The sequence below is a fragment of the Taibaiella koreensis genome (assembly GCF_003545715.1).
Taxonomy (GTDB): Bacteria; Bacteroidota; Bacteroidia; order Chitinophagales; family Chitinophagaceae; genus Taibaiella; species Taibaiella koreensis.
The window spans coordinates 499789-520529 of the sequence record NZ_QVNU01000002.1; the positions used below are offsets into that span (position 1 = coordinate 499789).

Consider the following 20741-nt stretch of genomic DNA (forward strand, 5'->3'; position numbering starts at 1 on the left):
TTGCCCGGGCTGTTCCGGTAGCCCGGTCTCAGGCCCGATGGTCATACCCACACAGGTTCCGTATCGTAGCTCAAAGTGGCAGACCAATTGTATGGAATGCCGCCCACCGGGCAGGCGACATGCTTTCGTCGTTGCTCCGGAGCTCCGCGATAGCCTGCTGGAGGCATTCGGCATAGCTCTTATTGGTTTGTTTTCTTATCCAATAAAAATAGTCGAACAATATCCTTGTTTCCTCATCAGGGACCGACCATTGGCTGGCCAGGACAGTTGAAGCGCCCGCCGTTAAAAAGGACCAGGCAATACCAATAGATTCATCTCCGAATTCGGGCTTGATCTGGCCTGTCTGGCAGGCGCTTAGACTTACCAATGGATTTCCTTTAATGCTCAGCTTCGTACGGATTTCGTTGACCGTTAGTATGTTCTCATTGGCAATCACCAATCCCGATTGTCCGGGTTCCTGTATGCTATACAGGCCATGGCAGCTGAAATGGATCACATCGAAGAGCTCCCCGTTGATGCGTGTTATAATATTCTCAGCAGTCGCAGCTTCTTCATGCAGGTTGGTTGTCTGCTCAAATGACTGGCTGATGGCTTCTACTTCCAGAAGTACATTCTTGAGATACCTGGCGCCATAACCGGAATGAGCAACCGTCAATAAGCTGCTGCACGCAGGGCGTGCTTGTCCGGCTCTTCGGGCCACTGCCAGGAGCGCGATCGTACCGGGAACGAACGTTATCGCAAATCTTTCTGAAAGATATTGCCCTTCCGGACTTAGAAAGGCCTGGAAGGGTAACAGATGGAGGAAAGTGGTCGGCGCGATCATAACCGGCCCATCCGGCGGAAGCAGATGCGCTATAGGTGTGATCAGCAAATCATGCATCTGCCTTAACCTTGCCTCGGAGCCGGCGGGTGATTTCCAGAATTCATCTTTTACTATATCTTCAACGCTTTGCCCCAGCAGCGACATCAATTCCGGGCTGAGGTCGATGGATGCGATCTTATTGTCCCGGAAAAGAAAAGCGGTATATCCCTGATCATGCTGCACATACTCGACCAGGGTCATATTATGCCATGAATGTAATACTGCCTGCAGATCAGCAACAGAGAAATCGGGCAGCGCACGGAATGCAGAAAGCTCAGGATGCTTAAAGAGCAGCTCATCGTAGCCACGGCTGATATCGTGTCTGAAACGGGCGATGATCCCTTTTTGCTCCTGCTCAAAGACCTCCAGCTTCTCTGCCGGGAGCCTCTTACTTTTTTTCTCGTATTGCAATAGCGCCAGGGCTTCATCCAGCAAGGTCTGCTTTTGCTCGATCTCAAGAAAACCGGCAGCAAGGGCCGGATCGCTTGCTTTCAGCTGTTCCCATGCCTGGTGCTCCCCTTGCAGTTCTGCCAGTGTACGTGCTTTTCCCAGCAATGCGTATTTCGCCGCGCCTTCGATGGCATTGATGTTGCGGTGGCAGGTCACCAGCTTCCGGTACATCTCGGCATTCTCCTTCGCTATTCTTGCGAGGCTTTCTATGTTCTTTGAATCGTTCCTCGTGGCCTGTATAGCCTCATGTGCTATAGAGAACACGGCGATAGCCTCTTCCCATCGCCCAAGCCTGTACAGGAAATTGCCAAAATTCCATGCAGTATCCCTTCGCTGCTGCGGGAATTCTTCCAGCGTGCGCAGGAGCAGTGATTGCTGATAGTAATCAATGGCTGTTTTGATATTGTCTTCCGTATTCCCATCCTCGTATCCGGAATAAATGGAGCCGAGATTATTATATATATTGGACAAGGCTTCTCTGAAGTAATCCTTATTGAAGATGCGGATCACATGCCTGTAGGCTTCAATAGCGGCTTTCAGGTTATCGTTCTTAGCGCCCTGCTTGCGGCGATAATAGGCAATTCCCATATCATGCTGTACCTGGGCCCATTTGATATCGTCGCCCGCTTCCTTGTACCATAAAGCGGAAAGCCTGAACGCTTCCAGCGCCTGCTCTATATGGTCAATCCCCTCTGCTGCCGAAAGGCTCATCAACAGGTTACCTTTTATCGATTGACACTCGGCCCATTCCGAAGGATAGTATTCGCTTGAAAAAACGCCAAGGGCATTGTCAATGGCGGCCATAGCCGCTATAATATTTTGCTTTTTCTCTTCACGCTGTCTTTTTTGATAGGATAAGGCTATGTCTTTCTGAAGCTCGGCCCACTGCTGTGGGAAGCTGGCAGCGGTATATACCGTCAACGCCTCCTGTACCGCACGCAACGACCGTTCATTGTTCTCGGCAGCATCCCCACGAAAGCGCTCCCGATACATAACAACAAGATTCCGTTGTGCCAATGCCCAGTCGACGGGGCGCTTCATCCGCGCAAAAATTGCTGCCGCCTGCGTTTCATATTCAAGAGCCTTTTCGATATTCTCGATCCTGTTGCCGCTGAGCCGTTCCATCAGCACAGCGCCCAGGTTGGTCAGCGTATTGCCACGTTCCAATGGCAATAGGTCCTCAGTCCTTATCGCCAGCGCGTCTTCCAGGTATTCCTTCGCCTCTTCGAGGTTCTCATTCTTATCTCCTTGTATACGATCCCGGAACAGGCAACCCAGGTTTTGCATGGCAACGGAACGGAAAGCCGGCGCTTCGGGAACGGCCAGCGCTTCCCTGTAGTAATTGATCGCCCGCTCCTGGTTATCCGCTTTAACACCTTTTGTCCTGCGCGCATAGGCCTTCCCCAGGTTATTGGCGGTGGTAGACCATTTATCGGGCTCCGAAACAGGGTCAATAACCTCCCGTGCCGCCAACAGCGCCGTAATCGCCAGTTCTGTCTTTTCAATGGGATTTTCCCTGATACGCTCCAGGTAAATTGTTCCCAGCGAATTCTGTATATCTCCATATACCCCGGGATCCGTACCCCTGGTATAGTGTTGCAATGCCTTCCGGTATGCTTCGATACCCAGCTCCATGTGCTCTGCATAGGCCTCCGTTTTCAGATCGCGATAAAGATCGCCGAGCTTATAATGGATACCGGCATAAGTCTCCGGCTTATTTTCCGGCGTGAAGAAAGCAAGTGCCTGCCCGAGTGCAGCGATTGCAGTCATCCTGTTCTCATCCCGGTCGCCAAATGCTGTATCGAAAAAGAGCTCTCCCAGATTGCGATGGCACTGCGCGACGCCTTCGGCATCATTTTCGAGTGAATATAGTTTCAGCGACTCGCGGTAAGCGAATACGGCATTCCAGAAGGTACGCCTGTCTCCCTGGACCCCAAGCGTTCTCAGCTGGTTGCCTATATTGGCATACAGCAGCGCAGACAATTCCCGATGCGCATCCCCGGCAATTTCCAACAATACCTGGGACAGCTTCATGCTTTCCTCACTACCGGCCTTTGCTATGGCTTCAAGGCCGGGACCTATCTCATGATAAAGGCGGGCCAAAGCACCCTCCGTCTCGCATTCCGATACCAAGGTTGAAAGTTGCGAGGCCCTATTACGCCATTGCTCATCAATAGCGGCGGCCCGGGTAAAACAGTCTTTCGCAGCCGGTTTGCCGAGCCATACCAGGCCCTTGAGCAATACATGATACCGGTAATACCGGTCGCCCTTAAACAAAAAATGGTCCGCAATCAACTGGGTCAGCATCAGCTCTTTGATCGACACCAGGGTTTGCATATCCTTGTTTGCCGCCACCTGGTCCATGATCTGCGGGAAGAAATTGTGAGCTTCCTCATGGACAAGCTGTTGGTAATGGTCATAAAAAAAGGCTATGGCATCGTCGGCGTCCATATTGACGAAGGTCACGAGCGTTTTTTTGCAAAACAGTTTATGGATCTCTTTTGCGAGACCGCTATAGAAGATCTGCTGTCCGGCATCTTCTGTCTGGAAGCGACGCAGCTCCAATTCATCCAGGAGGTTTTGATCCAACAGGTTTTCGTTCACTTCAAAGAAGCCATACAGCTCTTTATAGGTCCGAAAAGTACTGAGCGTGTCAACAGCTTGCTCATACGGCAGGGTTTCGCTAATAATCATGGTGGGCATGGTGTTTTATATCACAGGTTAAACTATCGCATTACACAGATAAAGCCGATCGTTTCAAAAAATATAATCCAAAAATAAAATGCCCTCCCGGTCTTTTCGCGGAGCAGATCTTAACGCAGCAAAAGTTTTGCAGTGGCCGGAAGAGAGACACCTGTTTCAAAATGTGCTCAACACCGCCGTTGCCAGAATGTAGCGTCTTTCCAGCGCTGCTCCTGGGCATAAAAGAGATGCTTATGCTGCACATAGCGGTCCCAGATACGATCCATTTGCAGACCATATTCCGCCTGTATGTATTCCGTATGCTCCGGGTGATCCAATGCCCGCTCCCCGGACAACAATAATTCGCTCAACTGCAGGGCGCCGGCCATAGCGTTAAACATGCCCTGCGAAGACAGCGGATCAAAGCTCATCGCAGCATCGCCTATGGCGGCCCACTGCTTACCGGCTACCTGGCTGAGCCGTGTCGAATTGGCTGCCACCACACCACAATACTGGACATCGCCGTCAGCGGCAGCGACAATTTTGGCCATTTCGAGATTGCCCTTTGCTGCATTTATAAACCAACCGGCTTCTTTCACCGCGCGGCGGTCTACCAGGTCCGGATCTGTATGCAGCGCTATCACTCTTTTATTGCCGGGCACCGGAGCGCTATACCACCATCCGGCTGCCGCTGCCGATATGGTACTCATGCGGATCTCTTCGCGGTCGGGCAAGATGCCCCAATGTGCTACTAGGCGGTCAAAATGCGTTCGGTGCACACCTGCCTGCCTGGCAAAAGCCGATAGCCGGCCACCGGCATCTGCCACGAATGTTGCCGTTACCGGGATGATCCTGTCTTCCTCCGTTTCATCGGCCGACTTCGTTACCAGCTGCCAACGACCCTTTTCATAATGGCTACTGTGCAGCTTAGCGCCCCAAAGGCATAGCACGCCTCTCTCCGAGGCCTCTTTCCTAAGATAAGCCTCAAAAGCCCTGCGGTCAAGGTGCCATCCCGGGCCATCGGGATTACGCAGGTGATCGACCACATGGCGGCTGGCGCTGCCCCAATACGACTGTGTTCCGGGATGGGGCAAATAAAGCGTGGCACCAGGCTGTTGTACAATACCGCCGAGCAGGTCCAGCTTCCGCAATATCCGGCGGGCAGCGGGCGCCAGGCATTCGCCAACGCGCGCGACCGGTTCCGGTAGTTTATCGATAAGCACGACGGAATACAAAGGGGCGAGGGCCATGGCCAGCGTACAGCCGGCTATGCCCCCGCCCACGATCGCAACGTCTGCCTTATAAGCCAGGTCGGTCTTCATTAACGCTCACGCACTGGTTTTTCAATAGGAAGCGTATAGAGTGTATACGCATGGAAACGGCTGCCTTTTTCGCCTTCGCCCAACTCCCGCTTCGTATAGCCCTGCGGCTTCATAGCCAGGGACTTCACGGGCTTGTGCATTTTCGACTCCAGCAATCGCAACAATCTCCCGATCACAGACGACGATTTAAAATCCTCGCTCAGCTCATGCTCCACGAGGGACAGCAGCGTGGCCTTTGCGTCGCTCAGCATATCGGGCTCGGTCAGCAGGTTTTTCTTCGACAGACCCGTCATAGCAGATTTCAGCAGGGTTGTCACTTTCTTATCCGTAATGTTCTTACGGCTGATGATGGCATCCAGCTCACCGCGGGCTTCGGCCAGCAATGCGGCTTCCTGCTCGGCACTGGGGATCAGGCCCACCTGCATAGTAGCCGGAAAGGTTCCGTTGTCGGGCGTGCCCGGCCGTGCCTGTACCACAGCCAGCTTATCAAAGTATTTGATCATACTGTTGATCTGGTTGGTATAGGTGGGCGACAGGCCGTCGAGCGGCAGGTCATTGAGCCATAAAGCCCGGTAGGCAAAAGCCTGCTTACGGGTCGGCTCTGAAAGACTGGGGTCCATGGCCTCTTTATACCGCTCTTCATTCAGGATATTGTTGGGTACCCGTGCCGGCCAGAAGGTAGGCAGGTAGGGATCGTATTCCGAGGTATAGCCGTCCCTGCAGCTGGCGGTATCTGTCTGCCAGGGTATCGCCATCCAGCGGGTCACACCGCCGGCAACTTGTCCGCCCAGCAATGGCCCTTTGGCGAGCGTGAACACATCGCTGCTCATCACCGGCCCGTAGTACGAAGTATCTACCAAGGGCAGCTTGGGCGAATGTTTCAGGCGGAAAGGCGCCATGTACATACCCGCGGTGCGCATGGGCCAGGTCATCTCACATCCCGGGTGGAAGGCGTCGGCCAGGCAAAATTCCATCGCTGCCCTGGTCAGCATTTCCGGCTGCTCGGCTACAGGCAGCTTATCAATATTCATGGGCGGCGGCACAAAGGGGCAACCGGTACGGTCGACATAGTCGGCATCGAAATCGCCTTTCACCCATTGGTCCAGGAATGAGAGCTGCAAATCGCTGAGTGTCGCATGCTGGCGCACGGAGCCGGTACTCGGAATGGCGACGGCATCGCCGTATAGCCATGGCCACAGCTGCGGTGCATCGGCTCCCGGTATGTCGTAGCGACGGAAGTTATTGGAAATGGTCCGGCGCATCTCCAGGTTGGCCGGCGAGGGATCGTTGAGCTTAACCGTCCACGCTGAGGTCGTGTAGTCAAACTGGCCGCCCCAGCCGAATGCAGAAGCAAAGCCGGCATTTACCCACTGCAGATTGGTCAGCCGTTCAAAGATGGGCAGAATATCTTTGGTAAAGGACGGGCGGGCAGGCCTGGTAAGCATACCGGCTTTAACAGCAACATCCCTCATGAGATCCCACATGGTGCGTACCGATTTCTGCATGGGCGCATAATCGGGTGGGGCGCAGATCACCCAGGCCGGATCGACCTTTAGCTTTACGCCTTTGTATTCCACTTCGGCCGTAACCGGACCGTCGGAGATATCGTCGTACCATCCTTCGTTATTGGCAAAGGTGATCGCGATATCGCCGTTCAGGTTCTCCGATACGCCATGACCACCCAGCATGATCAGGCGGCCTTTTTCGTCGGTGTGCATCTCGCCCAAGTACACTTTTTTGCCCTGGAAGCGGCCTGTAAACTTAGGTCCGTTGGTAATTCCTGTTCCGCTTAGGGTTTGCTCTTCCCCGTCAATGATCAGGGAATTGCGGTCTTTTACATCAATATTTCTCAGCAGCGATGGTGGTGCGGTAGCAGCATCGGGAATATCGAGCGCCATCTGGAACTGGTACCAGGAAGCTTTCTGATTGGCCAGGTGGGCATGCCATACGATGTGGGCATCCTCCGCCGTCAACTCTTTAACCGCTTTACCTGCGGCATTGAAGCCATATATCCTGAACTGGGCTGCCTGGCGTTTCAGAGCGCCTGTCTTGTCCCTGTAGGCATGCTCGTCGAGCCTGGGCTCCGGCTCCGTAACCAGCGGGCCTATAAAGTATTCCTCCTCGCTGTTGCCTACGCGCATAACACCTATGGGCGGATAGATGCCCGCGGTAACGATACAATCGCTGTCCTCATCGGTATTGCCGGTAAAGTGCGGGTTGATCCTGTCCGGCTCCTGCGAAGGCTGCCCGTTGGCCTGGTGGCGCGTTTGGGCGCTGGCGGCGTATACCACCTTCCTGGCCTGCGCAATGGAACCCAGAGGCTCATGCGCCGCCAATGTTCTCCAGATATTGAAGGCCAGCATGCTGCCAAATTCCGGCTGCCCGATAGCGCAGATATCCTGCTGAGGCAGGTGAAGTTCTGCGATACAGACGTAGGGACTCTCCTCGGTGCTCCATACTTCCTGCGCATCATCCAATGGCATGGTTGTGGGGTTGGTGCGGGGCTGTATCTCGAAGCGGAACCGGGCTTCCTTGTTGCGTAGCCGTTGCTGGAGGTCCAGGGCCAGGTAGTTATTGTCGTCGAAAGGCGCACCGCGATCGGTATCTTCCGGTACCAGGCGGTACTTGACTATATTGCTTTCTCCCAGCTTAAACGGAAGTATAGCCCAATAACCGGCGCTCAGGCAGCTGGCTTCTACCTTCGACATCGCATTGAGAATGCTGGCCAGCTCGGGATGCTTATCGATATAGGCATCGTAGTCGCCATCTACTACACCGGCGGTAGTAAAGGCACACATTTGCTGCGCGTCGCGTGCAAAGAAGCGATCGATATTCTGGAAAATAAAATCGGCATTATTGCCTTCGCCGAAGAGCTTGGGGCCTTCAACGCCGAAGAGCTTCAGACCCAGGCCCAGCGTGGAATGCAGATCGGGAGAGGTAGGCCCGGTATCGCTCGAAAACCTTACGGCGCACTCGTAAGCATCGCCTGCGAAAATGCCGACTCTGAATTCGGGTTTAATGTCCTTTTTAACAATGAACCTGCCATAAGCGATGCCATGTTGTTTACGGAAAACGGCGCGTTCGGCGGGCATCTGCCCTCTTTCGATCCGGGTCTTCTGACCCATTTCAACGAACATTTCCTTCAGGCGCTGTGTGACGACCTTAATGTCGCCATCGCTGTCCCAGCAAGCGACTTTGTTAGCCGAAGCTTGCCCTTTAGGCATAGGTTGCCCATTGTCTTTTGATTTTTTGGCCATGTGTTTGGTTTTAATTGTGAAGCTTCACCTGCGCAAAATGCGACAATTCCACATTTCTCCCGCCCGTATTTCTACCTGTTTTTTCTCAGTAAAAATGGGGGTAAAGGCGGGTAAACCTATCTTATTATAGCCGGTCAAAGGTGGAGATGTGCCGGGGTGGGTAGCGAAGGGGCTGAAGCAGGGCGGGTACGCCGGCAGCTTGTTTAGCGCTTCCCTCCGGAGTGCGGCGGGCTCTGCATGTTAAAGTCGAAAATATCATCATTTGTTTGATAAAGAGAACTAACCCCTCAACCATAAAGGAAAGACGATGTTGTTATTCAGTTAACCGCTAAGAAATATTGCGCTATTTTACAGCGCAGGAGCGGTTGTCTCAAAAGGTATCAAGCCTTTCACATGGAGCGATTCGAAATGTAAACAAGCTGGAAACGTCGTTTTTGTCGTGCTTCGGCTTCGCTCATCAAGGCAAAAATTATCCCTTTTGACACAGCCTCCTTTTCTAAAATCTGCGTTAGCGGATCTTAAATTTGCAATGGTGTACCTTACTCATTTTACCGGGACAATAACAGCTGCTGTGCGGCGCTTGAAAGCATTCCTGCCGGTTGCGTTGCTGCTCTTGCCGGGCTCTTTTGCCTTTTCCAAAATCCCTACCGATGCCACCGGCAAGGACAAGGGAACTATTTATTTTTTCAGCGGGCTAGGGGCCGATTCAAGCCCTTTTGTAAACCTGCATCTCCCCGGCTATAACAAGGTATACATTTCCTGGATCCCACCCCTGGCCAACGAATCCCTGGAGCATTATGCCGGGAGGATCAGTAACCAGATCACGGTAACCGATCCCTATATCATAGGGCTCTCCTTCGGTGGGATCGTTGCTGTAGAAGTTTCCAAACAAATAGCTGTAAAGAAAATGGTCCTGATCTCCTCGGTGAGGACCAGGGATGAGCTCAACCCGTTCAACCGTTTTTTTATGAGATTGGGTATGTACCGGATCATCCCCGGCTTCATGATCAAGCATGCCAATTTTCTTACCTATCGTTATTTTGGCGCCCATACCGAAAGGGATAAGAAGGCGCTCACGCACCTGCTGGGCGGTACCGATATTCCGCTGTTCCGCTGGGGACTTAAAAGCATTGCCCACTGGGATAACAGGGAAATGCCCGGGCACACGATCCAGATACACGGAACGGCCGATAAGGTAATCGCTTCCAGGCTCGTACATCCCGACTACAGCATCAAAGGCGGCGGGCACCTGATGGTCTTCAGCAAAGCAGATACCATCAGCAGCATCATCCTGAATTACTTCCAGGATCAGCCGGTCTCCTATCCCGAAAACACTGATCCCGGCATCACAGGTCAGGGCCAGGTATCCAAATGACCCGTCTGATGTTTACTGTAGCCTGTTTACCTTTGACAAAAAAAACGTGAAAAAAGCAGGACTTCTATTATTGTTGTTGCCCGCCGTTATCACCTGGGGACAATCCTCCGGGACCTTTAATGTAGTCGTAAAAAAGGTCAAAGGCGACCTGAACAAAGACGGGAAAGATGACCTGGTTACGGTAATGCAGGATGCCGGCAGCAGTGCGGGAACCTACACTATCTCAGCCAGCCGGACGGCCAGCTGAAATTAGTTGTTAGTAGTACTAAAGCTATAGAACCCGGGAAAGCAGTGGCCGGCGATGGCAAAGAGCTGGATGAGGTGAGCATCGACAAGGGTGTGCTAAGCATCAGCGAGCAATTGCTCCGCGGCTATTATACTCATATATTCCGGTACCAGAACGGTCATTTTGAGTTGATCGGCTATACGGAGACCAGCTCCTCCGGACAAGGCAGACTATATACGACCGATTTCAACCTGTCAACCGGTACCCGTATCCAAAAAGTCGAGAACTATGAGACGGATAAGGTGCTTAGCAATACCAGTAAAAAGGTGTTGATCAGGCCCCTGCCCCGGCTGGAAGATTTTGCGCCTTATCAAAATGATCAGTATTGAGAGAGATGATCTTCCAAATGCAAATATTATGATGCAGGGTATCAGGAATGAATACTTGCAAAGCAATTTGCTGATAGACAATACCATAATTAACTCTTTACAATACTTGAGGGTCTAGGTCGCAGCACGTGAATTTTCCTCTATATATTCAGCAAGTATCTTTTTTAGAGTTCCTTTTAAGTCACTCCCATCAACACGAATCATCTCTCTTTTATTTCGAGGGAAAGAAACAAACACAGTATATTCATCTTTATCCCTCTCCCCATCAAATTTTATTACGGCAACGTCTCCATTTGTCCTTATTTCTTCAAAGCAAAGAATTAATTCTTCAAAAGAAGGATTCGGCTTTTCTATTGTTCTTTTAATAATGTTCATATCTCTATTTGATTAACATTTTTGCGATTTGAGATACATCGGTTACCTTATCATTTATAACTTGTGTTGCAATATCCATCATTTGTTCCTGTCCTACAGTATTCAACCCGTGTTGCTTGGCAAACGACTGAAACGCAGCGACAGCAGTTCTTTTATTCCCATTCATGAACATATGATTCCTAGATATTGATCTGAATATTGCTGCTCCTTGTTCTGGAGCGGTTTCATAATACATCGCAGAATCGATTGCAGAGGAAGGAGTTCCGCTTATCAAATGGCCACCACCATCGGTTGTTTTATTAAAAGCAATTATTTCATCTGCAAACGATGAAGCATCAAATCCCATTTCTGGGGTAATAGCTTCAGTCTCAGCCGCCACCGCCATTGACTCTTCTCCCAGCACAGCAGCACTTGCTTCTATGGATTCAGAATTAAAGATAGCTTCCGTTTTGGGAATTTTCGGCATCATTTTTAGACCACCCAGCGATAAGATCGCTCCAATCCCACCTATGCCCAATTGTGCGGCGCCTTTACTAAAACTATCTGCAGCCTCGCTGATATCCCTACAGGTTTGTGCGTTTTCCGCTTTGTTATTGAAATCTACCAAATAGGCAAGGCCTTTGCCCATTTCAATTCCCGAGAATAGTGCTCCGGCTGCAACAAATACAGCAGCTACTCCTTCTGCTGGCAAAAGGGCAATAGCAGCAAGTCCAACGCCTACGGCTATTGCTATATTTTCAGGTTCTGCCAGTTCTTTAAGCTCTTCCATTACAGCCCTGCCTACATGAGACTGCATCATAGCGGCCTTTCGCTTTTGCCAATTCGTCATTTTCGGCACCTCTTCTTCTACACAAGGGGGTATTTCAGGGCCAATCTGATTCCTGAAAAACACCTGCTGATTGGGCACAACCACTTTCCAGGTGCCATGCTTCAGGAATTGGGTGTCGGGGACAAGGGTATGCGCGACTTTAAAGGACGGTGTTGTAAAGCTACAACTGAAGGTACCCGTTGTCGAGATCAGCAATGGCTCCGACCGGTTAACTTTTATCTTGTCGGATAACGTCGGTTCATCCACAGCAAATGTCGCCAGGGCTATGGTGCCCGGTATATCCGAAAACCAATCGGCAGCATAAGCACGGATCGAGATAAGCGTAAACAGCGGTACATCGGTACCGATAATGATATTGTCCCCGGAAAGATGCAGCGGCTTGATCGCTGAGTAAACCGTAAGCCGTCCATCCCAGCCCACCCAGTGCCAACCGGGATCCGGTGTCAATAAGATTGTTGCTCCGCTTTTCAGAAAGGGCTTCATGGTAGATCGTTTTCAGGGGGGCTTATCTTATTTTAAAGCGAAAGGAATGCTTTTTTGAAGGTGATCTTGATATAGTTGATGCAGTTGTCCCTACTATCTCTTACGGCCTCGACGGCGGTCACTTCATAGCGCTTATTATTCTCCACCATACGGCAGAACGATTGCATATCCGACCATTGCTTATTGGCGAGCACCCTGGTACCTAATCCCCCGCACAGGTAGGCCACAAGGTTCTGCGCGTGTTCCTGGTTGGCGATAATGTCGTTAAGCTTATCCTTAAGCTCCTGGTCGGCAATGACCCATACGGTGTTGTTCGCTGTGGGTTCTACCTTCACCTCTTTCCGGCTATTGGCTGCCGGCGGGGCTTTCGGGGCGGCGTGCTCCACCTCATCCCAGGTATTTTCTATCTTCGGTACCGGCGTCGCAGCGGGCCGGGCCGGAGCATGGGTGGTTACAGGAGCAGAAGCAGGAGGGGAAACCACACGGATCTCTTTGCGGTATACTTTTGGCGAATCCTTTTCTGTTCTCAGTTCCAGGATACGCGTGCCCGGTGTGGTAAAGGTTACCCTGCCGCGCTCTACTTGCTGCACCTGTGAGTCGGCTACATTGATCAACCGCCATTTACCATAGGCCGCATCAAGGTTCAACGATTGCCCGGCCAGCAACACATCCGGTGATTGGATCACCGTCCGGCCGGCTTTATCTGCGACGAGGGCAGCTACCTGGTCACGGATAATCACCTGAACGACGGTAATACATTTTGCCTGGTAAATGGCCCGTACGGTAAATTGTCCCGGAGCGGTAAAGAAATGTGTTGTCCTGGCGCCAATAGACTTTGGCGTCTGATCCCCAAAATCCCAGCTGATATTATTCCCTGCACCTTCTCCGGCCGAGAAGGCGACGGCAGCATTGACATAAAACAGATTGGTATCTCCGACCGGGCGGTCATTGCAGTATATAACAAAGCCGGGGCAGGCACGGGGCTTCATAAAGAGATAACCCGCCAGGCCGGACGCCAGCGCCAGCAGCACGACGAGCGTCCAGCCCTTACCATTAAGGCCGGTACGATGCTCCGACAAGAAAAAGTTGAATAGGTGCATATCTTTCCTGGTTAATAGTATTTCTTCATGAGTTTCTTAAACCACTGCTCTTCTCTCATATTGGCAATCATTTTATCGCTCTTTATCCTGCTGCGGGAAATTGACCTGCCGGCAAAAGCTTTTTCCATCCAGCCTTGCGCTTCATTTGACCTGTTCTGAAAATAACAGGCCTTGCCCAGGCCATAGCAGGCGCCGGCATCGGCATTGTTGCGGCTATAAGCTATTGTATACTGCGCGGCAGCACTATCGAAACGGTTCAGGTTAAGGTAAACGTCGCCCAGCTCCGTATAAAATGTGCCTGTCTTTTCATCGAGGTGAAGATCTTTAGCTGCCAGGTAATCGGTCAATGCTTCCACGTAGCTGCCCATCTGACCAGAGCAGTAGCCCCTGTAATAAAAAGCCATGGGATAGTTGAGCAGGGTATCGTACCGGCAACATACATTATAGGCCTTCCTGCCCTCGGCGTAGTTATCATTCAAGCGAAACACCTCGCCCAATGCATAGTTCCAAACGGGATTATTCCTGTCGGATTCCAGCGCCTTAAACAAATCCCGCACGGCATCATCATAGCTGTGTTGATCTTTACGGATCAGCCCTCTAGTATAGTAAGCTTCGGCATAATTTTTATCCAGGTCAAGGGTTTTATCGACCTGAGCCTGTGCTTCTATTGTTCTACGCGCAGCATAGTATGCTTTAGCCAGAACGCTCCGGATCATGGCCTCATGATGCCGATCAATGGCCAGGCGCTCGGTTCCGATCCTGGAAAGGGTATTGTTGCAATCCATAATAGCATCGGCGAACCTACCCTGGTTATAACGCGCCTGGGCCTTAAGGTGCACCGCGTCGCAATACAAAGCAAGCTCATCGGGACTGTCGGCCGACGCCTGTGCATTGATCTGTAATACCTGGCTGAGATCTGTCGCTGCATCTTCGTTTTGCTGCAATAGCAGGTAGATGGCACCCCGCTGATAATAAGCAGGCGCATAATTCCGGTCGTAGGTCAACGCCTTGCTGTAGCCGTCTACGGCCCCCCGATAGTTACCAATGGTATGATACAGCATGCCTTTCAGGTAATGACTTAACGGCGATGCCGGCATTATCTTTAGCGCATTGTCTATTGTAACCAGGGCCGAGTCGATATTTGCCTTGCTTGCATTTTGTCTTACAAGAGACAACATCTCCAAAAAATGCACCCGGTACGCTTCTGCTTTACCATTGATCAACGCCACACCAGCCCTGTCGATACCATGACTAAGCGCTTGCTGAAAAGCGGCGCCTGCATGACCCACATCGGCTAGTTCCAGAAAACACAAGCCCTGCTTGAGAAAAGCGCGTCCCTGATCATGATCGGGGTCCCTGAGTATCGTTTGCTCATATTTACCCAGGGCTGCAGTATAAGCGCCTTTACGGAAAAGGATATCTGCGCCGGCGTAATAAAGCGAAGCTGCATTGGGTAATATTTTTATCGCACGATCCAGCTCTACCAGGGCTTCTGCCGTATTGTTATTCACCTCATAGTTCAGCGCCTTCTGAATATAGGCTTCGGGATCCTGGTTGTCGATCGCGATATATTGATCGTAATCAAGATTGGCTTCAAGGTATTCTTTGCGCTTACTGTGCAGCTTACCTCTTTTAAGAAGGGCTGCCAGGTTGGTTGCATCGTATTGCAGGCTGGCATTGTAATCTGTAAGCGCTTTTTTAAGATTACCCAATCGTTCCAGGGCTTCGCCTCGTAACAAATAATAGTCGCCATTCTGCGGCGACTGTTTGATCGCATCGTCATAAACGCCTATAGCATCCCGGAACTGACCCAACCGGTATTGCTCCGACAAGATGTTTATCCGTTGCGCACGGGCGTTTATCCTTTCTGCTGACCGGTCAAGCACGATGGCGCTATCCGGCAACACTTCTTTAGCGAGATCAAGATAGCCAACTGCTTTCCCGAAGCTGCTCCGCCGTTCGCACATAAGCGCCCTTGAAACGAGCTGTTCATAGAGGTATTCATTGGCGTCGTCGCCATTGCTTTTGATCACTTCCCTTATCTTTTGCATTTTCCGTAGCGGTTCCGCAGCGTATGGCCTTTGCAGCCTGGCCTGCCGGTATTCGAGATAAGCCGAGGTAAAATCATGGATATCGTAAAAGGCATTACCCCTGCTAAGGGTCAGGTTGTAGTCGGTAGGATCTTCCTGCCAATCGGTCTCCTGCAGATTATCCCCGGCCAGCAGCACCGGTATATTATTCAATGTATCTTTATTATACTTGTCCGGGTCAAAGAAAGCGATCCTGGTAATCGTCGTTTCCCATGTCCTTACAGGCTTTTCAATTTTAAGCTCGATCACAATAGTGGCCGGTGAATAGGATTCACCGGTCGGTTTATATTTATTTACAAATGTTTCCTGGCAAATCACCTGAAGGTATTTGTACGAAGCTCCCTTCCTGACAGGTAAGATCTGCTTTATGATGATCGATACAGAGCTGGTATCGCTTTTTTCATATAGAATATTGAAATCCTTCACATACTTTGGAATAGCAAGTACAGCGCTATTGCCTAAGCCATACTCGGGCAACAAGTTGCTTTCGATTATGGCTGTGCTATCGCTGAACAGTTTATTGACCGAGAATGCATTTTTTAACGTAGCATTTATATCCCCCTCTTCGTAATGCGTGCTGATAAAGTTCAGGAAATCGGACAGACTCGAAACCGTATTGATCGCATGCCTGTTGATGTTCATGGTATCCCTGGCCGTGAGCCCGTCGGCCTGTGCCCGCGCATACCAGGAACCTGTAATCATTAAAAGGACAATAAGTCTTAATCGCTTCATCTGTTGAATTTAATTGGGTGCAATAAACCGCTCAACAGCCTTCCTTTTTCTGATTCGGGTATATTGATCAGCCTGTTGATCAGCCATCCTTTGTTCGTTGTATTCCGTTCAAACCGTTCCACCGTAAAGAACCAGCCATCAATCTGGAAGAAATGGAACATAACCTGCTTGACCGCGATCAATTTCAACGACCTGCTGTGCAGGCCGGTGATCAACTTATTGACGCTGCTATCCGTCAAGGCCAGGGGATCGAAGTATTCCACCAGGTTTGTTGTATCGCCAAAGGCCCTGTAAAGACTCAAAAATCTGTTGATGTGGCTGGAGGATGGAATAAAGTGATAAGTGCCGGACGACGGGGCCGGGAGCGGAGCAGCCGGCAGCCGGCCGAAGAAGCTGGGGTTGCCAACGCCCGCAATCGCCCAACGGGCGCCGGTTGGGTTGGTCGTACTTACCCGAAGAAAGAGCGGTACATTCACTTTCTTTCCCTTATACAAGAACCGGCATTCGGCCTGAGCGTACCAATTGCTATCTGTGAAAGATAATAGAACGGGTTTCTCAGGATTTAAAACCAAATGCAGAAACGCCAGCACAGTATCCTTATTCCACTGTGCATCGAGGTTGAATAATTTGGCTACAAGCAGCGGCCTTGATAGCGTGTGCCCGGTCCCGATCTTATTGGCCTGCTCCCTGATGAACGAGAAATGCTCGTCGTTAAAACGTTCCAGGAATTCATCAATCTGTTTGACCTCAAGGGTAAACAGTTTTTCCCTTATTTCATCGTCGGTAACATACTGACAACGGGCAGCAGTGCCGGAAAGAAGGACCAACAGGAAAAATATTATTCTCAGAAGCGTCATTATACTTAGTTTGTCGACTCTACGCCGATATCCGATAAAAGAACATCCCACAGCAAACGATAATCGCCGCCTTCTTTTACTTTCATTAATTTCAATACAACCTCTACCCTTTTCCTGGTGACATCGCTATAGACTATTTTCTGATCCAGGAAACCACTGAACCGCTGCTCAAATTCCACGAAGCCCCGCAAGGTGCTGTCGGGCTGCATCTCCAGCTTTCCTACATATTGCAGCTTACTCCAGCTAAGCTCGACTTTGCTGTAACGTAGCGCCACCATATCTTTAAGGTAGGTCCTTACTTTTTTGGGTTCTGTTTCCCCGGTCGTTTTGGACGAAACTTCTATCAGCACATTTTCATTAATGAACAGGCTCAGGGCGCTTTCAATAGCTTCGTTACAGGCATCAGGAGCATTCGCTTTATTACACAAAAAGGATAAAAAGGTGCTTAGTCTTTTCGTTTTGATAAATGCCTTTTGCCGGAAGGCCTCTTTACTGATTCGAAGATCCCCGCCAAGCGAGATCATAGAAGTATCCTCCTGCTCCGGTCCGGCGATTGCTATTACAGGTTTATTGCCGGCAGCAATAGCAGTAGGCGGCGGCGCATTGGCCTCCGAAGGGCGTGCCGTGGCCGGCCGCTGTACTTGCCTGCCATCATATTCATGCATATCCCTTATCCTGGCTTTTATCTTTTCGGTGGTGGACAAGTCGTGGTAAAGCACATCGGGCCTGGTACAGAGTGCATGCTCATGCACAAGCAGGAAATAATGCTGTCTCAACTTCTTTTGCGTGCCTTTCTTCACCTCGGCAAGCGACATGCCACATGTCTCTGCGCCGGCGCCAGCCGTAATCATGATCTTATTACCGGGGTTGACCTTGACGGAAAAACCTTGCTTGTCGGTAAGCTGAATGTCTCGTATAACGGCATCTTTAGGGAACAAAATGCTTGTTTCTGCCTGATCAAATACCCTGATGGTATCGCCGATTATATTCTGCGCCTGCAGGCGGGTAAGGAACAGGATCAAAAGACAGGAAAGAAATAATTTGCGCATAGGTTTGGTCTAAAGGGTAATACCCAGTAAAATGGAAATACGATTGAAGCTTACTGCCTGATCAATAGGGGCCGGGGTACCGACGTTTTTCTTACCCTCCTTATCGGCGAAGAAGAGGACGCGGTTATCGGTATCATTTTCGGTATAGAACTGATTGCTGCCTGGCCTGCTTTTGAGAAATGTCCATTTGAGGCCCACCAAAAGCTTATAGATGGTGATGTCGATACCCAGATCCTGGTTAATGGAGAAGTTATACATGTTTACACCGGCATCGTAACGTTGTATCTCCCCCTTCGGATTTTTAAGGAATTCAGTATTCTGGTAATTGCTGTAAAGCCCCGAGATACCGATCCTCCCGTAGACACCCACTTGCATAAAAGGCATCGGCCTGAAGGTAACCTGGGGACCAACACCCAGCGAAGCGATATATGTTCCTTTACTTTCTGCCTGATACGCCGAGTCATGGCTGCTATTGTCCCCTTTGCCAAAGGCCTGAGCGCTGAAGTCCACATTGATACCCAGGCGTACTCTTGGCGTCGCGATATCGAGGAAATGGGCCACCTTGCCAATACCCAGGCCTCCCTTAAAATTGGGGGAGATAGGGCTGCTGAAGGAGAAAGGCATAGCCGCGATCTGACCGGAGGCTGCAGGATTATTAAAACTATTGTTGGTGATCGGGTAAGAGAGTTCCAGGTAGAAGTAATTGGCGATCATAGTGCTTTTTCCCCTGGATCTCCTGGGGTATTCGCCATCACCCAGCTGCGGGACCCATGTCCCGTTAAGCCTGCTTCTTATTGTCGTATCGGCAGAGCTGTGCTTCGATTGTGCATAACCAGATGCGGGTAGCACAAACATAAAAATGGCAGGCGCCAGTATCCGGATGGAAGAAAGATTCATGGTTATATCGTTTTGGTTTTCGGCAGGTGGTCTTTGGTGCCTGGTTCCACAATCCGGTCAATGTTTCCCATACCGAGATTTAAGTATTCTAAAAATCAAACTTGTCGAAAGTATTCAGCAGGTCGTTGACGGCAGACCTTTGATCGTCGGACCCTGCCTGCATTCCGGGCGGTATCCTATCATTATTCAGCTGCCTGTCGTAAGCCTTTCTTTTTATACTATCGCCCAGCACGTGATGCGCTTCATTGACCTCTTTAAATTTATTAGCCAAAGCAGGGTCGTTGGGATGAGCGTCAGGATGATACTTTTTGGCAAGCCGCTTGAAGGCCTTCTTGATCTCATCGGCCGATGCGCTCCTGCCAACCTCCATTATTTCGTAATAATTACTCATGATTATTTCCTGTAAAATGTAATTAGGTTTTTGAGCGTAAACTTTCTTTTCCTGATAAGGAAGGTTCTGATAAGGATTATAGAAAAGAATGCCAGTAACAGTATGGCAGCCAGCACAATCTTAACATTTTTACCATACCGGCTTATGATCTCTGTCTGCGTCCAGCTTCTGCCGGGCCCCAGCTTAAAACCATACCGTACCAGCACACCATTGTCGATCAGCGTTTTCTTAAAGAGCCCTTCTTCCAGCATCATCGGCGGCTCCACACGGAGACGGAAATAGATGGTGTCGATAAATGCAGCATGATTATAATGGGGATCCAGCATCCGGTATTTAACAGCCACACGCCCCGTATAGAGCGTATCTGCCGGCATAATACTATCCAGCACGAGGGTATTCTTCAACAGGCTATACAAGGGGAAAGAAGCATTGACAGCAGATAGCGGCTGCTCCAGCATCGCGGGCCAGTTCCCTTTGGACGCATTGAAAAGAGGGGTGGCTATGTTGAGATTACGCCGGCTATCCCCGCCTTCCACAAATAACAAACGGCACCATTCGATGCCAGCCTGCGTCTGGCCTACGAGGGTCGTGCGTATATCACCCGATCCGTCTACCGGATACAGCTCGACGCCCGTGCTATTGGGCATGGTCCTCCGGTTCATAGCGAGGAACAAGGAGGGCGTATTGCCAATATTATAGCTATTAAAAATATTGGAGGCCTTAGGGGCAAGCTGGTAGCAGACTTCATTAAGCGGGATCACTTCCGACCGCGTCACGATCGAATCCTCTCCCAGTACGCCTTTTCCAATGACAGCATAAGCATAGTTGTGCAGATCCCTGCTGTTGTAACGGAATTCATCTTTTTCCGAAAACATCAGCGAGGTATTTTGCGGGATGCCATTGAAAAGACCGGCAAAGGATTTCTTACTGAAGATCAGCAGCAGCGTAGTATCATATATTACGCCGGGAAACTGCCTGTCGATCTGTGCATTATTGGTATGTAGCAGGTCAAAAATATGATTGTTGGTCTTCGCATCGGGGCTATCGTACAGGTCCCTGACGTCGGCCAAAGAATGGGCGCCGGCAGCGTATCCTCCTGCCGAAAAAAAGAACCCACTCTCATTTTCCCACCCGAGATAAATATAGTAGTCGTTATCCGCTCCGTAACCACGAAGCGTGCTGTTGAGTCTTGAATACATATCACCAAGCAGTTCGCGGCGTAGCTCCGCCGCATTATCGATGTAGGCGATCGCGCTGGAATCAAATTCAAGCAATTGCCGGTCTACCAGAACAATAACGTTGTTCCTGCCTAAACAAGAGACCGACAGCAGCAGCAAAAAGCCGGCCAGGATATAGTTGATGGGACGAAGCATAT

The 20741-nt window shown here is 50.5% G+C and carries 15 protein-coding genes; 3 read left to right on the forward strand and 12 right to left on the reverse strand.

The window, feature by feature from the left end:
• Positions 1–70 precede the first annotated feature (70 nt).
• The 3 genes from DZK30_RS09270 to DZK30_RS09280 form a co-directional block, all read right to left on the reverse strand.
• Complete coding sequence (locus tag DZK30_RS09270; protein ID WP_162902978.1) at positions 71–4006, reverse strand: CHAT domain-containing protein; 3936 nt, start codon at positions 4004–4006, stop codon at positions 71–73.
• A 176-nt stretch (positions 4007–4182) separates the two neighbouring features.
• A complete protein-coding gene (locus DZK30_RS09275; protein WP_118973847.1) occupies positions 4183–5316 on the reverse strand; it encodes a tryptophan 7-halogenase in 1134 nt (377 codons plus the stop codon).
• Positions 5316–8573, reverse strand: a complete 3258-nt coding sequence (locus DZK30_RS09280; RefSeq protein WP_205529399.1) for a LodA/GoxA family CTQ-dependent oxidase — start codon at positions 8571–8573, stop codon at positions 5316–5318. Before DZK30_RS09280 ends, DZK30_RS09275 begins: the two co-directional genes overlap by 1 nt.
• A 529-nt stretch (positions 8574–9102) precedes the next feature.
• On the opposite strand from DZK30_RS09280, the gene DZK30_RS09285 reads away from it, so the two are divergent.
• From DZK30_RS09285 to DZK30_RS09290, 3 genes are read left to right on the forward strand one after another with little or no spacing between them, the layout of a single operon-like run.
• On the forward strand, positions 9103–9948 hold the full coding sequence (locus DZK30_RS09285) for an alpha/beta hydrolase (RefSeq protein ID WP_118973848.1): 846 nt from the start codon (positions 9103–9105) through the stop codon (positions 9946–9948).
• A 46-nt stretch (positions 9949–9994) separates the two neighbouring features.
• Positions 9995–10195, forward strand: coding sequence for a hypothetical protein (locus DZK30_RS25785; RefSeq protein WP_162902980.1), 201 nt, complete (start codon positions 9995–9997; stop codon positions 10193–10195).
• Positions 10196–10239: 44 nt separating this feature from the next.
• Positions 10240–10563 (forward strand): hypothetical protein, encoded by a 324-nt coding sequence (locus DZK30_RS09290; RefSeq protein ID WP_118973849.1) that lies wholly within the window; start codon positions 10240–10242, stop codon positions 10561–10563.
• A gap of 114 nt (positions 10564–10677) precedes the next feature.
• Here the strand turns inward: DZK30_RS09290 and DZK30_RS09295 are convergent, their stop codons facing one another.
• From DZK30_RS09295 to DZK30_RS09335, 9 genes are all read right to left on the reverse strand, one after another.
• Complete coding sequence (locus tag DZK30_RS09295; RefSeq protein ID WP_118973850.1) at positions 10678–10938, reverse strand: hypothetical protein; 261 nt, start codon at positions 10936–10938, stop codon at positions 10678–10680.
• 4 nt (positions 10939–10942) lie between these two features.
• On the reverse strand, positions 10943–12250 hold the full coding sequence (locus tag DZK30_RS09300; RefSeq protein ID WP_118973851.1) for a Fic family protein: 1308 nt from the start codon (positions 12248–12250) through the stop codon (positions 10943–10945).
• Positions 12251–12282: 32 nt separating this feature from the next.
• Positions 12283–13350, reverse strand: a complete 1068-nt coding sequence (locus DZK30_RS09305) for a PKD domain-containing protein (RefSeq protein WP_118973852.1) — start codon at positions 13348–13350, stop codon at positions 12283–12285.
• Positions 13351–13361: 11 nt separating this feature from the next.
• Positions 13362–16172, reverse strand: a complete 2811-nt coding sequence (locus tag DZK30_RS09310; RefSeq protein WP_118973853.1) for a tetratricopeptide repeat protein — start codon at positions 16170–16172, stop codon at positions 13362–13364.
• Positions 16169–17029, reverse strand: coding sequence for a hypothetical protein (locus DZK30_RS09315; RefSeq protein WP_118973854.1), 861 nt, complete (start codon positions 17027–17029; stop codon positions 16169–16171). Before DZK30_RS09315 ends, DZK30_RS09310 begins: the two co-directional genes overlap by 4 nt.
• Before the next feature lie 5 nt (positions 17030–17034).
• Positions 17035–18078 carry a hypothetical protein gene (locus tag DZK30_RS09320; RefSeq protein WP_118973855.1) on the reverse strand — a complete coding sequence of 348 codons (1044 nt, stop codon included), beginning with the start codon at positions 18076–18078 and terminating at the stop codon, positions 17035–17037.
• Positions 18079–18087: 9 nt separating this feature from the next.
• Positions 18088–18975, reverse strand: coding sequence for a hypothetical protein (locus tag DZK30_RS09325; RefSeq protein ID WP_118973856.1), 888 nt, complete (start codon positions 18973–18975; stop codon positions 18088–18090).
• A gap of 88 nt (positions 18976–19063) precedes the next feature.
• Entirely contained in the window at positions 19064–19366 is a 303-nt protein-coding gene (locus DZK30_RS09330; protein WP_118973857.1) for a DnaJ domain-containing protein, read from the reverse strand.
• Between the two features lie 2 nt (positions 19367–19368).
• Complete coding sequence (locus tag DZK30_RS09335; RefSeq protein WP_118973858.1) at positions 19369–20739, reverse strand: hypothetical protein; 1371 nt, start codon at positions 20737–20739, stop codon at positions 19369–19371.
• Positions 20740–20741 lie beyond the last annotated feature (2 nt).

Excerpts from the sequence above, each read along its gene's own strand:
- DZK30_RS09270 (WP_162902978.1), bottom strand. The coding sequence starts at position 4,006 with ATGATTATTAGCGAAACCCTGCCGTATGAGCAAGCTGTTGACACGCTC.
- DZK30_RS09305 (WP_118973852.1), bottom strand. The coding sequence starts at position 13,350 with ATGCACCTATTCAACTTTTTCTTGTCGGAGCATCGTACCGGCCTTAAT.
- DZK30_RS09315 (WP_118973854.1), bottom strand. The coding sequence starts at position 17,029 with ATGACGCTTCTGAGAATAATATTTTTCCTGTTGGTCCTTCTTTCCGGC.
- DZK30_RS09280 (WP_205529399.1), bottom strand. The coding sequence starts at position 8,573 with ATGGCCAAAAAATCAAAAGACAATGGGCAACCTATGCCTAAAGGGCAA.
- DZK30_RS09320 (WP_118973855.1), bottom strand. The coding sequence starts at position 18,078 with ATGCGCAAATTATTTCTTTCCTGTCTTTTGATCCTGTTCCTTACCCGC.
- DZK30_RS09295 (WP_118973850.1), bottom strand. The coding sequence starts at position 10,938 with ATGAACATTATTAAAAGAACAATAGAAAAGCCGAATCCTTCTTTTGAA.
- DZK30_RS09300 (WP_118973851.1), bottom strand. The coding sequence starts at position 12,250 with ATGAAGCCCTTTCTGAAAAGCGGAGCAACAATCTTATTGACACCGGAT.
- DZK30_RS09325 (WP_118973856.1), bottom strand. The coding sequence starts at position 18,975 with ATGAATCTTTCTTCCATCCGGATACTGGCGCCTGCCATTTTTATGTTT.
- DZK30_RS09310 (WP_118973853.1), bottom strand. The coding sequence starts at position 16,172 with ATGAAGCGATTAAGACTTATTGTCCTTTTAATGATTACAGGTTCCTGG.
- DZK30_RS09335 (WP_118973858.1), bottom strand. The coding sequence starts at position 20,739 with ATGCTTCGTCCCATCAACTATATCCTGGCCGGCTTTTTGCTGCTGCTG.
- DZK30_RS09275 (WP_118973847.1), bottom strand. The coding sequence starts at position 5,316 with ATGAAGACCGACCTGGCTTATAAGGCAGACGTTGCGATCGTGGGCGGG.
- DZK30_RS09330 (WP_118973857.1), bottom strand. The coding sequence starts at position 19,366 with ATGAGTAATTATTACGAAATAATGGAGGTTGGCAGGAGCGCATCGGCC.
- DZK30_RS09285 (WP_118973848.1), top strand. The coding sequence starts at position 9,103 with ATGGTGTACCTTACTCATTTTACCGGGACAATAACAGCTGCTGTGCGG.